Here is a 19,773-nt window from a genome sequence, read left to right as displayed (position 1 = left end):
TGATCAATTGCTGTTGACTGTGAAGACCTTGTCTCTGCTGCGTGCGTTTTTCTTGAGACTCTCCACCACCTTGCGAGGGCTGGTGAGAGTTGCTACGAGAGCATCGCCACTTCGCGACAAAGAGAAAAACCGCGATTTTTTGCTGCTTTTGGGGATTTTAACTCTGGCCATTTGAGCACTCCTTTGCTGCTTTTGTTTTCCTTAGCAATCCTTTGCTACATCATTTCGCAGAGCCTATATACAAAAGCCGTGCCGGAGTCCCGCCCAGACCGGAAGTGTCTGTCTGTCAACGACATAAGAGTGTGACTTTGTCCCGGAAAGCGAGGTTATATTAATGGAGGGGGAAAAATCTTCTGAATTTTCGGAAAAAATTGCCGTTACCGGCCGCTGACGAACCGTGGCAAAACATTATCCCAAAAAGGGTTAATAAGGGTTAGTTACCGGATTTTGTACGTTTTTTGCGGTCAGAGACCGGCTCCACGTTCGACGGTATCATCGGCGGCCGCATTCGACTGGGCCTGACCGCCAGAGCCGAATCTGGAACTTGACAGAAGCGCCCTTAAATCGGCAAGTCTGGGGATGAAAAGTTGCGATAATGTAAAAGATGTCATCTTACGCAGTTGAAAAGTCATGTAGACAAAAATCAGAGCATAAGAAATGCTGGTGGCCAGAGCGGCGCCATCGATACCGTAACGCGGTACCAGTATCATATAACCGATGGCATTTATCGCGAAGACCGGTATCCAGATCAGAGCGACCGGCCACGGATAACCGCGTCCGGCGATATCTCCGGCGATGATCACTTCGAGTCCGAGCAGGTACGCACCCGGCAAGATTATCCTGAGCGCGACGGCCGACGGCAGAAATTCGGCCCCGAACAAAAGCGTGATAATAGGTTCGGCCAGAAAAGCCAGCAGCAAAAAGAGCGGCAGGAAAACGGCGTTCATGGTGCGAAGCACTTTGGCCGTGAGATCCTTGCTGTCGCCCGAGGCTACTCGCGGAAAGAGAATTGCGCCAACGACCGACGGGACTATTATCAGCAGTTCCGAGATCTGCTGCGCGACTGAGAACAGACCCGCCTCGGCGGTCCCCTTGAAATAGTTGACGAAGAAAATTCCGGAGCGGATTGTAATCCATGTGAAAACGGCAGCTATCCACGGACGCACTCCGTAGGAGATAGAGAGCGTGAAGAATTCCCGCGCCTTCGTTTTGCCGGAGGGTGAAATTTGAAAATACCTGATGATATAACCCAGCGTCAGAAGAGACAGACAGGCGAGTACGGAAGCCAGGTAGAATGTCATATCCCTGTTCATAAAGAGTATGACGACAGCGGCCGCTCCGAAGAATATGCCGCGGCCGAATGTCTCGAAAGTATTGAAGGCGACGACCCTGCCGAGTCCGAGGTATGCGCGCGCATACAGATTTCCCCACAAGAAAAGCGGGACCATTAAAAGCGTAATTACAAGCACCGGTCCTTCGAGTCCCTTAAGGACTGCGGGGGCCAAATGGCGCACAAAAAGCACGGCAACAGTGGAAACTGCGGCTCCGGCGATTCCAACAAACAGTGACTGCCAGCCAATAACTCTCGCGTGGTTTCTGTCTTTTGCAATAAAATAGGCGTTCGCGGCGCCGAGGCCGAAAACTCCGAAAACCGAGGATATCATTATGACGGTCATTACCAATCCGTAGACACCGCGGCCTTCGGGACCCATCGCCCGCCCAATCAGAACGGAGATGCCCAGGCCAAATGACATCGCGATGATCTTAAAAGCCAAGGTGGTACCGGCTGACTTGATAAATCTCATGATGGCTCCAGCGCGGATCGTTGACCCGAAAGTTTTCGCCATAGCCATCCAGCATAACACTTCAGCACGAACGGCGTTATCAGCCATACGATAAATTTACACAGGTGCCATACGCCGTATCTTTTTATCCGAATCATAAAGGAGCGCCAATTCTCCGACAGATAAATCTCCGCGATATACCCGTACCATGGCAGACTCTTAACGCGCCCATCCACCACAAGTGTCGACACGCCGGCAATGAATGAGAGCATTTCTTCCCCCTCCTCGGAACTGCACTCACGCGGCACAAAGTCGTCGTCGATTATCACCGGGATTGTCTCGTATGAGTCGACAGTATTCTCGGAGAGAGATATTTGGAGAATGATCGACCGATTTGTCCTTCGGTCTTTGTGGGGAGGAAGATCGGCAGGGTTCAGCAGAAACTGAAAATTACCCAATGAATAGGCGATCAAAGCTCCTTTGTACTCTTCGATTCCCTGTATTACGTGGGGATGATGTCCGAGAATTATGCTGGCCCCGCTGTCGACTAATCGGTGCGCCAGATCTATCTGGGATGGTGACGGATAAAATGACTTCTCAGTTCCCCAGTGCAAGGATAGTACAACGTGATGGCATTGCTGTTTCAGTCGCCTGATATCCGCGACCGCCGCTCTTTCTTCGAGCCGGTTGATGACTATGCCACTGCTCTCAACGGTCCGCCCGTGAATGTAGTATGCCAGAAATCCCAGTCTGATGCCGTTGCTGTCTAATGTGCAATCCGATTGCGGAAACTTCCTGTTTGCGCCTCCTATGATGCGAATGCCGTTGTCGGCAAGTGTCGCCAGTGTATCGTTAAATCCCTCCACACCAGCATCGAGAATGTGATTGTTGGCCACACTTAAGATGTCAAAGCCGGCTTCTCTGAGATACTTGACATGTTCAGGATGACCGACCAGCGGAACCGATTTTTCCGCCGCAAGTGCGCTGCCGGTCAATGCGACCTCGAGGTTACCGAGAAGAACGTCTTTGTCCGCAAGGAGTGGGGCCACACGTTCAAAGGGATGTCGGTCATTTCTGGTTTGCAGGAGAATGTCCCCTACGGACAATAGCTTCAAACTATTCATACTGCTGCACTCATACTAGGGATGCTCCTTTTTCCCATCGCGTATCGACGGTCCACCATCCAATTTACACACGATCCATTTGAACTTGCCCGACTTGCTTCGCGGGAAATCATCGGAAAGCTCAAACTTGAAGGAGGTGCTGTTGCCGAACAATCCATGCAACCCGACCCGGATTTTGTCGAGCTCTGTCTTCAACCGGGCGTCATCTTTACGATGGTGGCAAATGTACTTCATAACCACGGCCTCCCGCTGATCCTGAACGAATTGAACCTCCTTGATGGCCTTCAGACTCTTCAACGGGTAGGTGACAATGGCGGGAGGGATCCATCCCTTTTCAACACTGTACAGGTAGTCTTCGGATCTTCCCCCCAGGTCTATTAATCTGGGCAGATAAGGACGGCCGCAATCAGGGCACGGTTCGAAGTCGGAATTCATGACGGTGTCGGTCATGCGATAGCGCACGAAACCGTTGATGTGGTTGTAGAGATTGGTCCCGATTATCTCGGAACTTTCCGGGTCAATCTCTACCAGTGAGTATTGCGGCAGGACGTGATATTCCCTGCGATGTTCGCACCATCCGGCGAGGACGGTCCTCTCGGCGCAGCCGTAGTGCGCGAACAGCTTTGCCTTCGGAAACGCCTGTTGGATAGATTGAAGCTGCCACGGGTAGATTTCTTCAGACGCGAGCAGGACCGCCTCGGGTTGAGGGAAGGCGATATTTTCAGCGACTATGGTCTGAGCCAGAAGATGCAAAGCCGAAGGATAGCCATGGTAGAATTGAGATTTGTGCCTGCCGATGACGCCGGCATAATGTCTTACATTATCCGGTTTCAGGTTGAGAATGGAACAGCGGATCATGTTTCGTTCCGGGAAATAGTCGACGAGGCTTCCCGGCGATGTCAATCCGCGAAACTCCACCCGCCGGGATTTTCCCGGCTGGTATCCGACACGGCTCCACTGATGACAAATGGCTGCCCATTCCCTCGCTTGATCCTCGGTGGTGTGATAAAACTGCAGCGCTTTGCCGGTCGTACCGGAGGTCTGCGAACGCGAGAGACTATGAGACCTGTAATCATCCGACAGGATTTTGTCGTAATTATCAGCAAACTCACTTCTGCTGGTAGTACTCACCAGGTGGGCATAGTCGTCGAGATTATCCAGATGTTCGATATCGACGCAGCTGAGGCGCTCGCGGTAAAAAAAACTGTGGTCGGAAAGCCGCCTCAGCAGATTCCTGAGCGATTCCAGTTGGTGCTCCCGCATCCGCTGAGGCGACCAGCTTTCTGATTGCCGGTAAAAGGAGTACCAGTACCAGAACTGCTTGCCCATTTTCACGGATGGGGGCAAAGCCGCCATCAGGCGACCCGCTGTCTTTCTGATCGAAGGATGTCTTTTCAGCCAGTCGGCCAGTGCCACTCGGAACATTTGTGATCTCGATACCGATTTTTTATTGCGATCGGCTTAGTTTATTTTCTCCAGTAAGACATCAACAATCCTGCCCGCTGTCCTACCGTCCCACAAATCGGGGATGCTGCCTTTCTTGCCATTGCCGTCGATAGCCGCAAGAGCGGCCTCGGTAAATTTCTTCGGATCCGTGCCGGTGATGACGTTGGTGCCAATATCAACGGTGGCGGGACGTTCGGTGTTCTCCCGCATCGTTACGCATGGTATTTGAAGGTAGGTTGTTTCCTCCTGGATACCGCCGGAATCGGTCAAAACCATCTTGGATTCGGCCTGCAGTCTCAGAAAATCGAGATATCCCAGAGGCTCAACGATCTTTATGTTCCCCCCCATGCTTTCTAAAGTCATGCCGAATTCTTCGATTCGCTTTTGCGTGCGCGGATGGCACGGAAACACGATCGGCATTCGTCTGCTGATTTCAATTACCCCGCCGATAATGTTTTCGAGAATCTCACGATTATCAACGTTGGCAGGACGGTGCATTGTCATAGCGATATATTCGCGCGGCTTCAGAGACAGACGATCAAGAATATTTGATTTGCGGGCGACTTCCAGGTTACTTACCAGAGAGTCTATCATGATATTGCCGGTGAAGAAGACTTTCTCGTCCGGGACACCCTCGGCTTTCAAATTAACGAGTCCCGATTTCTCGGAAACAAACAGATAATCCGACAGACGGTCGGTGACAATGCGGTTGATCTCTTCCGGCATGGTGTTATCGAAACTTCGCAGTCCGGCCTCTACGTGGGCAAGTTTAATCCACAGTTTGGATGTTACCACCGAAGTCGCGAGAGTAGAATTGACATCGCCGAACACCACCACCAGATCCGGCCTGGAAGCCATCATCTCGCTTTCCAGCGCAGTCATTATCCTGGCCGTTTGTTCGGCGTGACTTCCGGACCCGACTCCCAGATAGATATCCGGTTTGGGCATCTTGAGCTCATCGAAAAACAACTGCGACAGTTTGTGATCGTAATGCTGACCGGTGTGAATCAGAACGGTTTCGAAGCGGTCGGTGTGCTTTGCCAATTCTTTCATCAGCGGGGCGGATTTCATGAAGTTCGGTCGGGCTCCGACCACGAGAACTATTTTCTTGCGAGACATACCAACAATTCCCTTTGTTGAGTCATTGAAGTGGGGGGCGAATCGTCAATTACGTGTGAACAAAGTTCCGAATGGCAACTCGTCCTGTAATAGCTACTATCGACGCATCATCAGACGTCTTAATCGAAAAGTAGAAAGTCGCATTGAAAAAAACAATTGAATTTTTGACCGGACACCCTAATTTGAACGAGAGAATATGAGCGAGAGAACGCATCCGCATCTTTAACAACAGGATTCAGGAAAGAATCGTAATTTGACATCCGGTTCCAACTCAGGCGGGGGAACTTACCGGGCCTTCTTAAAGGTCCTGAAGTACATCCTGATAATAATCGTTGTCTATTTTGCCGGGAAAAAACTGGTAACCAGCTGGAATGAGGTGATCACCTACGACTGGGTATTAAACCCCTATCTTCTGGTACTTGCGATACTGACACATCTTCTCACGTTCTTACTTCTGGCTCAAGTATGGTGCTTTTTGATATCCGGTTTCGGCTACCGGATTAACCTCCGCACAGCCTTCAAAATAAGTTACATAGCCAATCTTGGCAGATACATACCGGGTAAGGTCTGGCAGGTGTTCGGAATGGTGTATCTGGCAAAGAAGGTCAATATCAAAGAGGAGGCGGCAGCAGCTTCGTGGGGGCTGGCACAGATGTTCGCCATTCCGGCGGCGTTTCTTGTCGGTCTTGTCGCGATCGTGTGGCATCCGGAGCTTCTGGCCACCGAAATAAGCCGCTTCGTAGGTACCGGCCTGTATGTGGCTATCCTGATCGTATTTGTAGTTTCCCTTCTGATGATTGTCGCGCCAAACAGGACCTTGCTGTTGTTCAACGTAATTCTGAAGATCTTCAAGAGACCTCCCGTAACCTTTCAAATAAGCAAAGTCACGGCCCTGAAGGTATATGTTGGTTATTTTATCGCCTGGGCGGTCTTTGGCCTATCGTTCTGGCTTTTTGCCAGATCGATCGCCGGTGTTATTGAATTTCCGGTAGTGGCCGGTATCGGGGCGTTTGTTGTCTCTTATCAGATAGGTTATCTAACGGTGTTTTCGCCGGGCGGGTTGGGGGTACGCGAACTTGTTCTGACATCGGTGATGACAGCCTACCTTGGGCCGGTGGCTGCCGGCCTCGCCGTGGCCTCAAGACTGTGGAATATGATCAGCGAGATTATCGCGGCCATCATAGCCCTGCGAATCAAACTCAGAACCTGAACACTCCCGGTCGTGTCGGTTGAGAAACCCGGTTAGGAGTTTCGTTTCCCACCAACATATCTCAAGGCCCATGCCGCCAGAGTTCGCCCCACGAAATCGGCGTCAGCCTTGTTGGTCAGCAGGTGGTCGGCCGAATCAAGCGATATGAAACTCTTCGGGTGTCGCGCGGTTGTAAAGAGTTTCGCGGCGCTATCGATTCCGACAATCTTATCAACGGGTGAATGAAATATCATCAACGGCTTGCTGAGACTGCGCAGAATTTCATCCATATTGTGTGAACTGATGTCATCGAGAAACTGCTTCTTGATTTTGAACGGTCTTCCGGCCAGATTTACGATTGCCTCTCCCCTCGCGTTAATTTCACTCTCGGCTGCCTGCAGATGCCGCTTTAAGTGGGCGGGGCTGTGCGGGGCGTTAATAGTGGCAACCGCCTTGACATCGGGCAATTTTGACGCCGCCACTATTGAGGCGGTACCACCGAGCGAATGTCCGACCAGAATTTCAGGCGCCGAATAGTTCTCCCTGAGAAAGGTGGCCGCCGCCAGAAGATCCTCAACATTTGATGAAAAATTGGTGTTGGCAAAATCGCCTTGGCTGTTGCCCAGACCGGTAAAATCGAAACGCAGCACGGCAATCTCTTCGGCCGCTAACGACTTTGCGATCCAACTCGCGGCCACATAGTCTTTGGAACACGTAAAGCAATGTGCGAAAATAGCATACGCCCGTGGCGGGGCGACCGGAAGTTCAAGGCTGGCGGCCAGCAAATCGCCGGCTGACGATGCAAAAGTTATCTTCTCACTATATGGCTTCATCTGTCGTTTCCTTAATGGGCTTTGCGGACTTAGGACTTTAGCATTAAAATACTCAACCAATCTTTGCGGCACAAGTTCGACTTGCGTGGCAGTTTTTTCAATAGTGGGCTCTGCCGCTCCCCAATGGAACTGAAAAGAAAGACGCTTGTAAAAAAGGGGAAACTCAATCTGTGAGTGCTTCATTAATATAGGTAAATGGAGGAGAGAGTATATGAATAGGTTGTCTCTTAAACTCGTTTTGGTTCTACTCGGCCTGGCTACTGTCAGTGTTGTCCTGTCGCCTCACGTTCATCTGTTCGATAATCCTGATGCGCAAGCCATAGCCGCTGTTGTCGAGACCGGTAATATTCAGGATCGCCCCATCACATCGCTACGTGACCTGAACAGCGCTTTCACCGATATTGCGGCGAAAGTAAAACCGACTGTGGTGACTGTGTTCACCGAAAAAACCTTGAGATACAGGCAGAGCCCCTTCATGGGCAACCCGTTTCTGGATTTCTTCTATGGCCCAAACCGACCACAACAGGAAATGCCCGAGCAGGAATTCCGCCAGCAGGGCCTCGGCTCGGGGGTTATCGTCAGTTCCGATGGCAATATCCTCACCAACCACCATGTCGTAGCGGAAGCGGACAGTATCTATGTTCGCACCATCGACGGCAACCAGTATCCCGCTAAGGTGGTAGGCACGGACTCGAAGACTGACATCGCAGTCATTCATATCGATGCAAAAGATCTGCCTGCTATTAAGATTGGCAACAGTGACGATCTCCAGGTCGGCGAGTTAGTGCTTGCAGTCGGCAGTCCCATGAGTCAGAATCTCGCTCACACCGTCACGCAGGGCATAGTCAGCGCCAAAGGCAGGTCGAATATCGGCCTGGCCGACTATGAAGATTTCATTCAAACCGATGCCGCGATAAATCCCGGAAACTCGGGAGGCGCGCTGGTAAATCTAAACGGCGAACTTGTCGGCATCAATAGCGCCATTGTTTCAAGAACCGGGGGCTACCAGGGAATAGGTTTCGCCGTACCGTCCAACATGGCCGTAGGCATTATGAACTCGCTGGTTATGTCGGGCAAGGTCGTCCGCGGCTGGCTGGGGGTGTCGATCCAGGAGGTCAACGAGGCTATTTCCCAGGCCATGGGACTCAAGGGCCAGCAGGGAGCGCTGGTTGGTGATGTTCTCGCTGACAGTCCAGCGGATAAAGCAGGATTTGAGGCGGGCGATGTTATCGTGGGCATGGATGGAAAGAAGATTGACGGACCGACCCAGCTGCGCAACAGTGTCGCCGCGATGGCGCCCGGCACCACAGTCGAGTTCGAATACCTTCGCGATGGCCATTCACACACGACCAGCGTTAAGCTGGGTGAGTTGCCCGGTGATATCGCCTCGGCTGGATCAACCAGCGGTCTGGCGGATCTCCTCGGCTTTACGGTGGGATCCCTCACCCCGGATCTGGCGAGGAAGTATGGCCTTAATCCCAACATGACGGGACCGGTGGTGACAGGTGTTGACCAGGGCAGCCCGGCCTTTCGGGCGGGTCTCAGAGAGGGGGATGTTATCGGCTCCGTCAACAGGCGACGTGTAGAAAGTGTCGAGGAGTTTAACAGTATTGTCTCCGGGGCAAACAAGGGTGATACCCTGCTTCTTCGCGTCTACCGCGGCGATGGCGCCTTCTTTATCGCCTTCACACTTTAGAGATTCACTGCAACGGACCCCAAAAGAAAACGGCGGATGCCAGACGCATTCGCCGTTTTCGCATAATCACCTGACAGATTTATTGGGCCTCTCCCTTAGGCGTTACATCCACGTTGCCTCCCGAATATATTCCCATCAACTCCGTAGGGTTACCGTCAGCATCGACATTGACTTTCAGCTTGAAATAATCCAGTTGGTCGAAGCAGAAAGTGTTTTCACTGAGAGGGATCATTTTCAACTTCGGGTTGGGCTTACGCTGGTAATAAAGGGCACCGTCCTCGTAAGTAATCTCGCGTGGCCCATAGACACCGACATACTTACGCAGAATATCCTCACCAACCACTGCCGGATTTCTGAGAGCCTGTTTTATATCCATGATGAATCTAAGGTTCTGCTTGCGTTCTTCATCGGTAGCTTTTTCCAACAGGGACTTGAGAGCTTCGGTGTAGGCGACATCCAGCGCCTGTTCACGGGACACCTTTATATCCGGCTCGACGCCAACACCTTCCCAGTTGGTACCGGTTATCGGATTGATAGCGCGTCCAAAAGGCAGCGACATAGCGACATTCAGGTTGGCGAATAGCCGACGGTCGACCGGGTGCGCCCCTCCACCTGTGGTTTCACCGACGATGGTGGCCCGCTTGAGATTTTTCAGGTTATAGGTGAATTCCTCGGCCCCGGAGAAAGTGCGCGAGCTCGTCAGGACATAAAGATCAACATCGGTCATGCGAGGACCCTGAACATGTGACTGGGTCCAGAACTGATGGATGCTATCCTCCGCGCGAACGTAGAAGCTGTTGAGATGAACCGGCTCTTCGAAGAAATAGCTCGTGATAAGTTGAATCATTGACGGGTTTCCACCGCCATTATCGCGCAGGTCAATAATGAGAGCATCGCAATGGGCAAGGAAATTGAGCGCCGCAACTGCGGTCGCTCCGGCATATTCGGCTTCCGCAAAGCTATTGAACTTCAGATAACCCACGTTACCCGACATGCGCTCGACCTTTTCAAAGTCGAAATTACTGTAACTCTCTCGCCGGATTTCCTCCTGCAGGATTCGCCGCTGTTCCTGCTCCGACACGGAGTCACGGTTCAGAAAATAATCGACATCATCCTGGGGCATGAAGATGACTGCCAGGTGCCGATCCTTACTTATCTCACGCACATCTTCGGTTAATTGCGCGGTGAACTCGCGAGTAGTAGCAAGACCATTGTAGGCTTTGTCCTTGTGGCGCTGGCGAAGATACTGCTCCATCTTTTTGGCTGTCTCGGGGAATACGTAGATTTCATTCAGTGCTGCTACCACACTGTCGATAATCTCCGCCTGCTTTTTGGCGTCGATTTTCGGTGAATCATCACCACCCGCAGGCATTGGTTGCGCCGTGGCACTGCCAAACGCAAACACGACCGCGACTACAAAGACTGTCCCAAGCACTGCGGCACAGTTGAGCACATACCGCCAACGTGCATGCATACCATCAAACATCTCAGAGCTCCTTATTTATCTTGATTGAACCTGACTCGACTTATGAAACCGCGGGAGTCACTTGTTTTCGGGTTCTTCCTGTTCAAAGTACGGTTTTAGCTCTCCGGTCTGAATTACCATACGAAAAGCCGGGGATAAGAGTTTCGGCAGGCTCCGTGATAGCCTGGCCCACAGGTGAAATTCTACAGAAATTTGGTGAAATCGTCGGTAAAGATCGATTATAATCAAAAATATCCAATTGCTCCAAACGTAAGAAAATGAAAAATGCATGGGAGATTTGAGATTATGCGCGGGCAAAATAACTGGCGGACCTTTTTCGACGAACACGCCCCTGATTACATGGGTAATGTGTTCACCAAGAATACCTTAGCGGAAGTCGACTTCATTATAAAGCAGCTCGAACTTGACGCCGGATGTACCGTTTTGGATGTTGGTTGTGGCACGGGCCGACATTCGGTTGAATTGGCCCGTCGGGGGTATGATGTCACCGGTATCGACCTTTCGCCGGGGATGCTCAAGCAGGCGACTCAGGCGGCAAAAAGGGCAGGAGTTGAGGTAAAATGGATGGAGGCGGATGCCACCACTTTTGAGATCGATCATCAGTTTGACGTCTGTATGTGCCTGTGCGAAGGCTCTTTTGGATTGCTTGGGGCGGACGACAATCCCGCTGAACACGATCTGGCCACTCTTCGAAATATCCACAAGGCCCTCAAACCAGGGGGCAAGTTTATACTGACGGCCCTCAACGCGTTTCGTCTCATACGCTTATACAACAATGACGATGTGGCTTCGGGCAAGCTGGACCCAATCTACGTAATTGAGAACTACGACATGGAATATGAAATATCGGGCCAAAAAAAATCGTTGCGGGTTTCCGAGCGCGGATTCGCTCCCGCCGAATTGCTGCTCATGCTGCGAATATCCGGCTTCGAGGTAGAGTACATTGGCGGCGGCACGGCCGGAAACTGGGGGCGACGCCCGTTGGATCTTGACGAGTACGAAATCATGGTAATCGGCCGTAAACCGTAAAATTTGTCTCATGAACGTTTCAGTTTGAAACAGCGGATTCGCTGACATTATTGTAAGCTAAGTCCTCGTAAAACACCTTTTTTCATCGACTGCAATCAGGCGAGCACATAAAGATTTCTCGTTGTTTTACCGATACCTAAGACTATGCGGATAAACAACCTGAGTTCGACCAACCCTGCTTTAGACCTGGTTCTCATCCGCCTTGCTGAAGAATACTCATTGGCAAAAGAGTATCAGCCGGGCGAGGTCATATTCGCTGAGGGTGAACCCGGAAGCACCATGCTTCTGGTTTTACGTGGTACCGTGCGCGTTCTCAAACAGGGCAGCGACAAAGTCGCTCCGCGCCTGATTGCATTGCGCGGACCCGGTGATTTCATCGGTGAAATGGCGCTGGTGGAAGAATCGCCGCGGTTTGCCACCGTTGTCGCCGGATCCGACTGTCAGGTGCTCGAATTTTCCAGAGTCAATTTCGAAAAGTGTATTCGCGAACAACCGGCGCTGGCAACGCGGGTGCTTCGGAGTCTTTCCAGCAAGCTCCGTGAGTCAGATTCTTCGCGTATGGAGGAGCTCGAAGAAAATAATCGGCTTCTGACAAAGACCAACGAAGAGCTTGTTCATCTCAACTCGTTTCTGGATTGTGTCGTAGACCAATCCCCGAGTCCGATCCTGTTGACGACGAATCGTGGCGACATTTTCCGAATGAATAAAGCCACCCTGCGGATGTTCGAGATTGCCAACCCGGAAGAGGACATCGCGATAGGCTCGCTGATAGAAAATTTCGACATCGCAAATATTCTGGCCAGCGACATAGAGTACTGGCACGGCGAAGCCACCGGGCTCAGAAACAGCGAGCGGTTTCCGGTATATCTCTCGGTTACATCCCTGTCCGGCCATGGCGATATTGTCCTGCATCTGATAATCTGTCAGGATATTTCGGAATTGAAGGTTCTCAACCAAACCATAGTGGACATCGAGAAATACGAAAGCGCCCAGGAAACCGCCAGCGAGCTGGCGCATGACCTCAAGAATTATCTTGGCGTTTTGATTGGCAATGTCGAACTGGCGCTGACCCGGCTTTCACCCGATCAGAAAGCCCAGATGAAGGGTTCATTCCAGGCTATCTCCGATACTTCACACGAGATTGTGCAGTTTGTCGAGAACATGATGATATATCGCGACGATAAAAGCGAATTTCGTGCCGTTAACCTGCCGTCCGCCGTAAGCGCTCTTATAAGATTCTGCCGGTCGCAGGCGGCTTTCCAGACTATCAAGTTCGCCCGTAAAGTAAGCGCTGATTTCCCCTCGGCTCTTCCGGTCAAGGAAGATCAGATTCGTCGCGTCATCATAAATCTTCTCGTCAACGCGGCCGAAGCTCTGTCTCAGTGCACGGAAAAAGAGCATAAGCAGATAACGGTTGACATGTCGATCGCTCCCGAAGAACACATGGCGGTTATAAAGGTCATCGACAACGGTCCCGGTATGGCCGAAGGGCTTATAGCGAAGGTTTTCAAAGAACGATTTACAACCAAGGAACGAGGACATGGAATAGGTCTGATGTCGGTCTTCAAGATCGTTCAGGCGCACAGCGGCCGGATGAAAATCGATTCGAAAGTCGGTGCCGGAACGACCTTTGAAATCACCTTGCCCTTGACCAGGGAGGGCTTCAATGGTTGACCTGTTGTTCTATCTGGTGCTCGGACATTTTTTCGGCGACTTTGCTTTGCAGAGCGATCGTGTGGCAGAAGAAAAGAAACGTTCCATCGGTGTGCTGACCTATCATGTCGCCATGTATACGCTGGTAATGGCCGTCTTTCTCTTTTTTGGTCTGTATATGAATGCCAGCACCGCCTTTTTCCATTTGAGTACTGCCGTAGCGCTGATCGTCATTTTCGTGGCACACTGGCTTCAGGACTATTTGAAGGCATACAAGTTCAACGGTACCAAACAGGCCTTCTACTTTGACCAGGCCGTGCACATTCTCGTGCTGTTTGCCATCAGGATCTTTGTTTACAATGGGTGAGCTCGATAATCACTACAAGAACCTGCTACCCTATATACCGCGGACCATCTGCGATTGGTATAGCCGGTCGACTGCCGATGAGGTTCACAAACTGAGTGAACACCATGGTATCATTGTCTGCATAGACGCCTCCGGTTTTACGGCCCTGACCCGACAGCTTTCAAGGTCCGGCGACGAAGGGCCCGAGATTCTCACCAGAGTGCTGAACCTCTTTTTTGATGCCGTTGCGGGTGTTGTATTCAAGTTTGGCGGCGATGTCCTGAAGTTCGCGGGCGATGCTCTGTGGGCGTTCTTCCGCGATGATCTTGACATCGGAGGATTCTTCCACTGTGCGCTCACTGCTCTGGAGTCAGTGAACTCGGCCCCTGAACTGAAGGATAGAACCCGGTTGAAAATACACATTGGAGCCGAGAGCGGGTCTTTTTTTCTCGCTTCGTTGGGAGATCCCGGTGTCCGACTTGAAGCCGAACCAATCGGAAATATTCTCGGCAAGGTCTATCAGGCCTGCGATATCGCCGGTGAAAACGAATTCGTAATCGGCCCGGCGCTGGGCGCTCTGCGTAGCGAGAGCGAAAAACTCACGCCCGTCGGTGAAGGTTATAGTCTCGTGGCTGCTCGATATGTATCGAGACCTCCGGAGAACGACGCCGGTGCCGCCAACGATTATTTGTCTCTTGAAGGCTGTCAGCGGCTGACGCCCTATGTTGCGCGAGACGTGTTGGCGAAAATCGAGACATCGGTGCCATCGATGTCCGTGCAGGGGGAGCATCGCCAGGTAGTAGTCCTCTTCGCCGCCTTTGAAAACAACATCGGGCGACGAAGCGATGACCCGGACCAGGCCGTCGTCGAGTTGAACCGGAAACTCGCGGCCTGCTTCGAGACCATCCGCCGACTCCACGGGAGCATTGCCCGCATTGATCCGTTCAAGCGCGGCCACAAACTGTTGGTACTATTCGGGGCGCCCACCAAGCGCGAGAATGATGAGATAAACGGGCTGCTCTGCGCCAGAGAACTGGTAGCGATGGCTGACGCCTCTTTTCGGATTCGCGTGGGCCTCGCTATCGGACCCCTCTTCTGCGGCGACGTCGGAGCCGAATTAAGACGCGAGTACACCGTGATGGGCGACGGCATCAATCTGGCCGCCAGATTGATGGCTAAGGCTGCATGGAACGAAATTCTTATGGGACCTTCTCTGCGAAGCAGACTGCCCGATGAGGTAATTACCGAACCGGTTCAACTGGCACTCAAGGGATTCGGCGATAAGGTCAGTTGTCACCGCTTCGTCGGGGTCAGCGAAAAGGGCGAATCGCGCACGGAAAAAACCGTTATCGTCGGACAGCACCAAGAACTCGAGCGGCTCAGAAGCGCCTATGACCGCGTCAATCACGGTGAAAAACATCTCATGGCCGTCACGGGAGAAACAGGAGTGGGTAAGACCTTCCTGTTGACCAATTTCGTAAACACCAGTCCCGAGATTGTCTACGCGGCACTGGCCTGCAAAAACTCCCTTCTGTTTGAGCGCGGCTGGCTGACGCGACGCCTCCTTCAGCGGTTGCTGGAAAAAAACGTCGCGGAGAAAAACAGCACGCTTGATCAATTCATCAGAAGCAATGTTGACGACAAATGGCTGCCCCTGCTCTCCGGCATAGTGCAGTCTGACGCAGTGGAGAATAATTGGACAAAAGGCCTTACACCCGAGCTTCGGACAGCGAAAATCAGAGAGTTGCTCGTTATGCTGGTCAAGAAACTCATCCAGAACCCGGCTTTGGTGATGGTGGACGATTTTGACAAAGCCGACGAGTTCTTCAGATCGCTCGTGGAGTCGCTGGCGGAGCCGGAAACAGACCTCCCTTTGATGCTTGTGGTGGTATCACGCGAGATTGAAACTTGCTCGCTATCTGAGGCGGCCCTTGCCACCTTTGAGCAGCTCAATCTTGCCTGCCCGCTCGAATCGCAGTGGTGGCAATTCTTTGAGGACCATTTCCAGAACGGTAGTAGAGAAAGAGAGCTGTTCGGACGGGTACTGAGAGCATCGCAGGGCAACCCGCATTTCATTATGGAATTTCTCACCCAATGCGATACCTCGGGTCACCTGTTCAAAAACGAAGTATCGGGCAAATGGGAGCTTGCCAAGAGCGGACTACAGATATCAGTGCCGGATGGACTGGCCGGTTTACACCTGTCGTTGTTTGACGGATTGCCGGAAATCGACCGGACCATACTGAAAGCAGCATCGGTGATCGTTGGAGATTTCACTGCCGGCCTCATAAACAAGGCGCTCGTGGAGCTTGACGCCGGCAGTATTCAGGCTCGGCTTGATATCCTGGCAACAACAGGCATACTTTCGGCCCGGAGCAGGCCGGGCAAATACAATTTTGTTCACACGTCAATGCGCGAGGCGGTATACAATTGCATTCCAAAGTCACAGTTGAGAGCACTGCACCAAAAGTACGCTGAGATCGTCAAGCAAACGAAGGAAAACAGTCATTTCAACCTTCTGGCATACCATTTCTATCGCGCCAGCGCTTGGAAGGACGGTTTCTACTATTCACTGAGAGCGGCCATTAAAGCTTTCCGGGACTATGCCCTCACCGAAAGCGCGGAATATTTCCATCAGTGCTCCACAATCCTCAGTCGCGGCAACGGCGCCGAGGTGGAGACACATCAGGTTTTTGAATTCTATGAACACTATTCGCGGTTCCTCATTTTGGAAGGTCACTATTCCGATGCATATAAACTGCTCTCGTCATGGCGCAAGTTCGGGAAAGCCAACAAAAGCGTACACGATTATCTGATGGCCGGCATTGAGATCGGAGGGTTACTCTGGACGCAGTCACGCTACCATCGTAGTCGGAACGTGCTCAACAGTATTCTTCCACTCGCAGTCAAAGCCGGCGATAAGAAGGCGGAGGCGATGGTACATGCTATCAGGTGCCAATTGGAGCGACGTACAGGAGATTTCGCCGCTGCACAGCAGGCCGGCCGAGACGCCGTTAAGTTGGCTGCCGAAATCGGCGATAAGGATACCCTGGCGGAAGCGTATAACCGGCTCGGGCTGGCTTACTGGGGAACCGGTAATCTCGACGAGGCCGCCGAAGTATACCGGCAAAGTGTCGAACTCGAGAGTAACGATCTTCGAAGGCTGGCACTGACGCAGAACAACCTGGCCATTATCGAACAGGAGCGAGGGTTTTTTATCAAATCAGAGGAACTTGCGAAAATAGCGCTGGATACTTTTGACAAGATGGGTGATCGGCGCAATGTAGCCTATGCATCCGGCAACCTCGCTAATCTCTCGCGCATTTTCGGCAAGCTGAGCAGAGCGGAGAACCTGTTTCTTCAGGCCGACCTTATTTTCCAGAGACTGGATGACAGACACGCTCACTATTACACGGTGGGGAATCTGGGCGATATCGAGATGATGCGCGGCGACTTGAGCTCTGCACGCGAGAAATTCGAAGAAGTTGCACGGTTCGCCGCTGAGGTGGACGATAAGGAGTTAATGTCGGAGTGTGATGTACGATTCGGCGAACTGGCTTTCTTCGGTGGAGACAGCGACCAAGCCGAGAGTCTATACCGGCAGGCAATCGCGACCGCCGAGGAGATTGGCTCAATCGAGTATCAGACGAGGGGGTGTATCGGATTGGCCAGGTTGCTCATCGGCAAGCGCGACCACCGGGAGGCTCTCGAAGTAATTACCAATATTCAGAGGCTGGCCGGCACCGCGAGCGCTCCGCTGTCGGATAACGAAGCCGTCTTCCTCACCGGCGAGCACCACAGGATAAGCAACGAATTCGGGTTGGCCGCCGGTTGTTATAATAAATCTCTCGCTTTTGCCAAAGAGCAAAACATTTTTGAACTCATCCTGAAATCAGCCATTCGTCTGTGGGAGACATCCCCTCCGTCGCAGGCATCCGCCGCATCCGTTCTGCTTGAGTTACGAGATTACTTCACCGAACATAACGGAAGCGATAGTTGGCCGCAGCTTCTGGAGTCATCATATTTCTCATTTTTCTCCGGTTCATTGCGCCGGGTCGCGGGCCAAGAGCAGCCGGAGTCGCTCCCCACGTTGTAGGTTTCGTCCCACACTTTTGGAAATTTTGTTCGCCAGGTTCAAAATCTGAAATCTCTTCGCTCACATTTTGCACAGGCACTAATCCCAACAGACAAGGAGTCTTACGAAGAGCCTGCCGTGTCGCTGTGGGTTTTCCGGTCACACGGCCTGATGATTGCTTCAGATTGAAACGCCGAAGAAGCCTTTGTTGGAGGGACTACGCAACTGAAGTGTAAGACGATCAGAGATAAGTCAAAGGAGAATACTATGAGAGGCAAGCAGAGTGCAAACAGGATCGGGGGCTGGCGATTATTCGCACCGCTAATCGCGATTTGTGTCCTGGTGCTGGTGCTGGCACTGCCGGGATGCAGCGACAAAGTAGCGGAGGTTAACTCGTCAGAGGATCAGGTCAACTTTTTCGATCTACCCTTTGACGAAGAGGCGCTGGCCAAGCGCAGCAGCTTATACGAAGCCGTGTACTGGACTTGGGACAGAATCCTTGTCGATGAGGGTGGCGTCATCGATGTACCGGGGGGACAAGGCGCCTTCTCGTTCGAGATTGAAGCCAATTCTTTCCCCATGGATACGGTTTTCGAAATTAGAGTTTGCGTGGTAGAAAGTGACGTGGCATCACCCGTGATTCTTTATGAGTTCTGTCCTGACGGTCTGGTGTTCAGCAAACCTGCCAGGCTCGTTCTTGATGCCGATGTAGTGGCCTCCTTCGGACAGCAGTTTGTCGACTTTTATTACCTGTTAGGCAATAAATGGGTTTACCAGGGTACCTACTACGCTGATGAGGAAGGTGTGATCGCAATTGACGTTCACCACTTCTCCAAATACGGTACGGGAGGACCATCGACCAGATAACGAATCTCTCCAATCCATAAATCTGAACCCCCGGGGTCACGCAGGGCCCCGGGTTTTTTTCATTTCGTTAGTTGTCCGGCGGTTATCTTCGGATCATTCAGCTTAGAATTTCTCCAATACAGTATTGGATGCATCCCGCTCTTTTTTCGAAAAAGTGAAACAGTTCACAATTCTCATTTGCGCCGTCAAAAATTGAACACTCGTTTAAGCCATTGAATTCTTGAAGCTTTCGAGTAATACCAGTTGGTCTCTGTAGATTTATTGTTCATCGGTCCCTATGTTGCTTCACTTTGAAACGATAGAAGAGCCGGCTGAAAGGCTGGCCCAGACAGAGACAACAAGTGATGTTCATAGCATCAGCGAAAGGACAACTAAATGGCAAGTAGGATTATTGAATCTAAGGCATCCCAGTGGGGGCTGCTTGTTTCTTTTGTGGCCGTCTTTGCGCTACTATCCGGACTGTATCTGACCGGTTGTAGCCAGAGCCCGACCACATCTACAGACCTTACCCTCTCACAAGATCAGGAAGGTTTCTTTGAGCTTCCTTACGATGAAACCGCGCTGGAAAAAGAGGCTGTCAACCCCAACATGGAGGTGGAAGTACTCTATGGCGAAGGTCTGGTTACAACTGAGGACGGCGGTGATATTTGGGTCGGTACTGCGGGAAACATACATGAATTTCTCGTATCACCAATGGCCATTCCGTCAGATACGATAATCCAGATTGGAGTAACTAAAGTCGAATGGCATGATGAAATTGTAGTATTATACGACTTCGGCCCGGATGGCCTTCAGTTCGCAATTCCGGCTGTGCTTAAGGTCAATGCGCAGAAATTATTTGGAGCCAATGTATCTGCGATCAACTGGTTCTATCTGGATGAGCGTACCAATACCTGGCAGTATCAGGGTTCATATCAGGTTGACGCCCTTGGCGAGATTGAAATACCAGTATACCATTTCTCCAAATACGGTGCCAGCAGGTAGTTACGGTAGCAGAGAGTCACACTCATAAAACAACATCCCCGGGGTCAAAGACGGCCCCGGGTTTTTTTATTGCATTTCATTAGTTTTCTGTGAAGATATGCGAGTCAACCTGGTCGGGGTTTTTCCAACACAGTATTGGATC

15 protein-coding genes are annotated in these 19,773 nt (G+C 51.7%); 8 read left to right on the top strand and 7 right to left on the bottom strand.

Annotation, left to right across the window (positions count from 1 at the left end; translation table 11 throughout):
* Nucleotides 1-3: 3 nt before the first annotated feature.
* From AB1483_02570 to wecB, 5 genes are all read right to left on the bottom strand, one after another.
* Nucleotides 4-171, bottom strand: a complete 168-nt coding sequence (locus tag AB1483_02570; GenBank protein ID MEW6411339.1) for a hypothetical protein — start codon at nt 169-171, stop codon at nt 4-6.
* A 293-nt stretch (nt 172-464) separates the two neighbouring features.
* Nucleotides 465-1,805 carry a polysaccharide biosynthesis C-terminal domain-containing protein gene (locus AB1483_02565; GenBank protein MEW6411338.1) on the bottom strand — a complete coding sequence of 447 codons (1,341 nt, stop codon included), beginning with the start codon at nt 1,803-1,805 and terminating at the stop codon, nt 465-467.
* The gene (locus AB1483_02560; GenBank protein MEW6411337.1) at nt 1,802-2,908 is read right to left on the bottom strand and encodes a CapA family protein; all 1,107 of its coding nucleotides are present in this window, start codon (nt 2,906-2,908) and stop codon (nt 1,802-1,804) included. The genes AB1483_02565 and AB1483_02560 overlap by 4 nt, the downstream gene beginning before the upstream one ends.
* Before the next feature lie 15 nt (nt 2,909-2,923).
* Nucleotides 2,924-4,333 (bottom strand): hypothetical protein, encoded by a 1,410-nt coding sequence (locus AB1483_02555; GenBank protein ID MEW6411336.1) that lies wholly within the window; start codon nt 4,331-4,333, stop codon nt 2,924-2,926.
* 36 nt (nt 4,334-4,369) lie between these two features.
* Complete coding sequence (gene wecB / locus AB1483_02550; protein MEW6411335.1) at nt 4,370-5,473, bottom strand: UDP-N-acetylglucosamine 2-epimerase (non-hydrolyzing); 1,104 nt, start codon at nt 5,471-5,473, stop codon at nt 4,370-4,372.
* A 253-nt stretch (nt 5,474-5,726) separates the two neighbouring features.
* Between wecB and AB1483_02545 the strand changes: the two genes are divergently transcribed.
* A complete protein-coding gene (locus AB1483_02545; GenBank protein ID MEW6411334.1) occupies nt 5,727-6,683 on the top strand; it encodes a lysylphosphatidylglycerol synthase transmembrane domain-containing protein in 957 nt (318 codons plus the stop codon).
* Between the two features lie 32 nt (nt 6,684-6,715).
* On the opposite strand, the gene AB1483_02540 is transcribed toward AB1483_02545, so the two are convergent.
* Entirely contained in the window at nt 6,716-7,495 is a 780-nt protein-coding gene (locus tag AB1483_02540) for an alpha/beta hydrolase (GenBank protein ID MEW6411333.1), read from the bottom strand.
* A gap of 211 nt (nt 7,496-7,706) precedes the next feature.
* Between AB1483_02540 and AB1483_02535 the strand changes: the two genes are divergently transcribed.
* Entirely contained in the window at nt 7,707-9,191 is a 1,485-nt protein-coding gene (locus tag AB1483_02535; protein ID MEW6411332.1) for a DegQ family serine endoprotease, read from the top strand.
* Nucleotides 9,192-9,270: 79 nt separating this feature from the next.
* Here AB1483_02535 and AB1483_02530 read toward each other — a convergent pair whose 3' ends face one another.
* Entirely contained in the window at nt 9,271-10,665 is a 1,395-nt protein-coding gene (locus tag AB1483_02530; protein MEW6411331.1) for a S41 family peptidase, read from the bottom strand.
* Nucleotides 10,666-10,962: 297 nt separating this feature from the next.
* On the opposite strand from AB1483_02530, the gene AB1483_02525 reads away from it, so the two are divergent.
* The 6 genes from AB1483_02525 to AB1483_02500 all read left to right on the top strand — a co-directional run bounded on the left by AB1483_02525 (nt 10,963) and on the right by AB1483_02500 (nt 19,631).
* Entirely contained in the window at nt 10,963-11,706 is a 744-nt protein-coding gene (locus AB1483_02525; protein MEW6411330.1) for a class I SAM-dependent methyltransferase, read from the top strand.
* 144 nt (nt 11,707-11,850) lie between these two features.
* Complete coding sequence (locus AB1483_02520) at nt 11,851-13,380, top strand: ATP-binding protein (protein MEW6411329.1); 1,530 nt, start codon at nt 11,851-11,853, stop codon at nt 13,378-13,380.
* A complete protein-coding gene (locus tag AB1483_02515; protein MEW6411328.1) occupies nt 13,373-13,726 on the top strand; it encodes a DUF3307 domain-containing protein in 354 nt (117 codons plus the stop codon). The genes AB1483_02520 and AB1483_02515 overlap by 8 nt, the downstream gene beginning before the upstream one ends.
* The gene (locus AB1483_02510; GenBank protein MEW6411327.1) at nt 13,719-17,801 is read left to right on the top strand and encodes a tetratricopeptide repeat protein; all 4,083 of its coding nucleotides are present in this window, start codon (nt 13,719-13,721) and stop codon (nt 17,799-17,801) included. The genes AB1483_02515 and AB1483_02510 overlap by 8 nt, the downstream gene beginning before the upstream one ends.
* Nucleotides 17,802-18,047: 246 nt before the next feature.
* Complete coding sequence (locus tag AB1483_02505) at nt 18,048-18,647, top strand: hypothetical protein (GenBank protein MEW6411326.1); 600 nt, start codon at nt 18,048-18,050, stop codon at nt 18,645-18,647.
* 375 nt (nt 18,648-19,022) lie between these two features.
* On the top strand, nt 19,023-19,631 hold the full coding sequence (locus AB1483_02500; GenBank protein MEW6411325.1) for a hypothetical protein: 609 nt from the start codon (nt 19,023-19,025) through the stop codon (nt 19,629-19,631).
* The last annotated feature ends 142 nt before the right edge of the window (nt 19,632-19,773 follow it).

Source organism: Candidatus Zixiibacteriota bacterium, from assembly GCA_040756055.1.
GTDB lineage: Bacteria > Zixibacteria > MSB-5A5 > GN15 > FEB-12.
The sequence above is the reverse complement of the archived record's forward strand: the minus strand, read 5'-3'. Positions and strand labels throughout refer to the sequence as shown.

Coding starts and splice junctions, on each gene's coding strand:
- AB1483_02525 (MEW6411330.1), top strand. CDS start 10,963: ATGCGCGGGCAAAATAACTGGCGGACCTTTTTCGACGAACACGCCCCT.
- AB1483_02540 (MEW6411333.1), bottom strand. CDS start 7,495: ATGAAGCCATATAGTGAGAAGATAACTTTTGCATCGTCAGCCGGCGAT.
- AB1483_02530 (MEW6411331.1), bottom strand. CDS start 10,665: ATGCATGCACGTTGGCGGTATGTGCTCAACTGTGCCGCAGTGCTTGGG.
- AB1483_02565 (MEW6411338.1), bottom strand. CDS start 1,805: ATGAGATTTATCAAGTCAGCCGGTACCACCTTGGCTTTTAAGATCATC.
- AB1483_02500 (MEW6411325.1), top strand. CDS start 19,023: ATGGCAAGTAGGATTATTGAATCTAAGGCATCCCAGTGGGGGCTGCTT.
- AB1483_02515 (MEW6411328.1), top strand. CDS start 13,373: ATGGTTGACCTGTTGTTCTATCTGGTGCTCGGACATTTTTTCGGCGAC.
- AB1483_02505 (MEW6411326.1), top strand. CDS start 18,048: ATGAGAGGCAAGCAGAGTGCAAACAGGATCGGGGGCTGGCGATTATTC.
- wecB (MEW6411335.1), bottom strand. CDS start 5,473: ATGTCTCGCAAGAAAATAGTTCTCGTGGTCGGAGCCCGACCGAACTTC.
- AB1483_02570 (MEW6411339.1), bottom strand. CDS start 171: ATGGCCAGAGTTAAAATCCCCAAAAGCAGCAAAAAATCGCGGTTTTTC.
- AB1483_02535 (MEW6411332.1), top strand. CDS start 7,707: ATGAATAGGTTGTCTCTTAAACTCGTTTTGGTTCTACTCGGCCTGGCT.
- AB1483_02555 (MEW6411336.1), bottom strand. CDS start 4,333: ATGTTCCGAGTGGCACTGGCCGACTGGCTGAAAAGACATCCTTCGATC.
- AB1483_02510 (MEW6411327.1), top strand. CDS start 13,719: ATGGGTGAGCTCGATAATCACTACAAGAACCTGCTACCCTATATACCG.
- AB1483_02560 (MEW6411337.1), bottom strand. CDS start 2,908: ATGAATAGTTTGAAGCTATTGTCCGTAGGGGACATTCTCCTGCAAACC.
- AB1483_02520 (MEW6411329.1), top strand. CDS start 11,851: ATGCGGATAAACAACCTGAGTTCGACCAACCCTGCTTTAGACCTGGTT.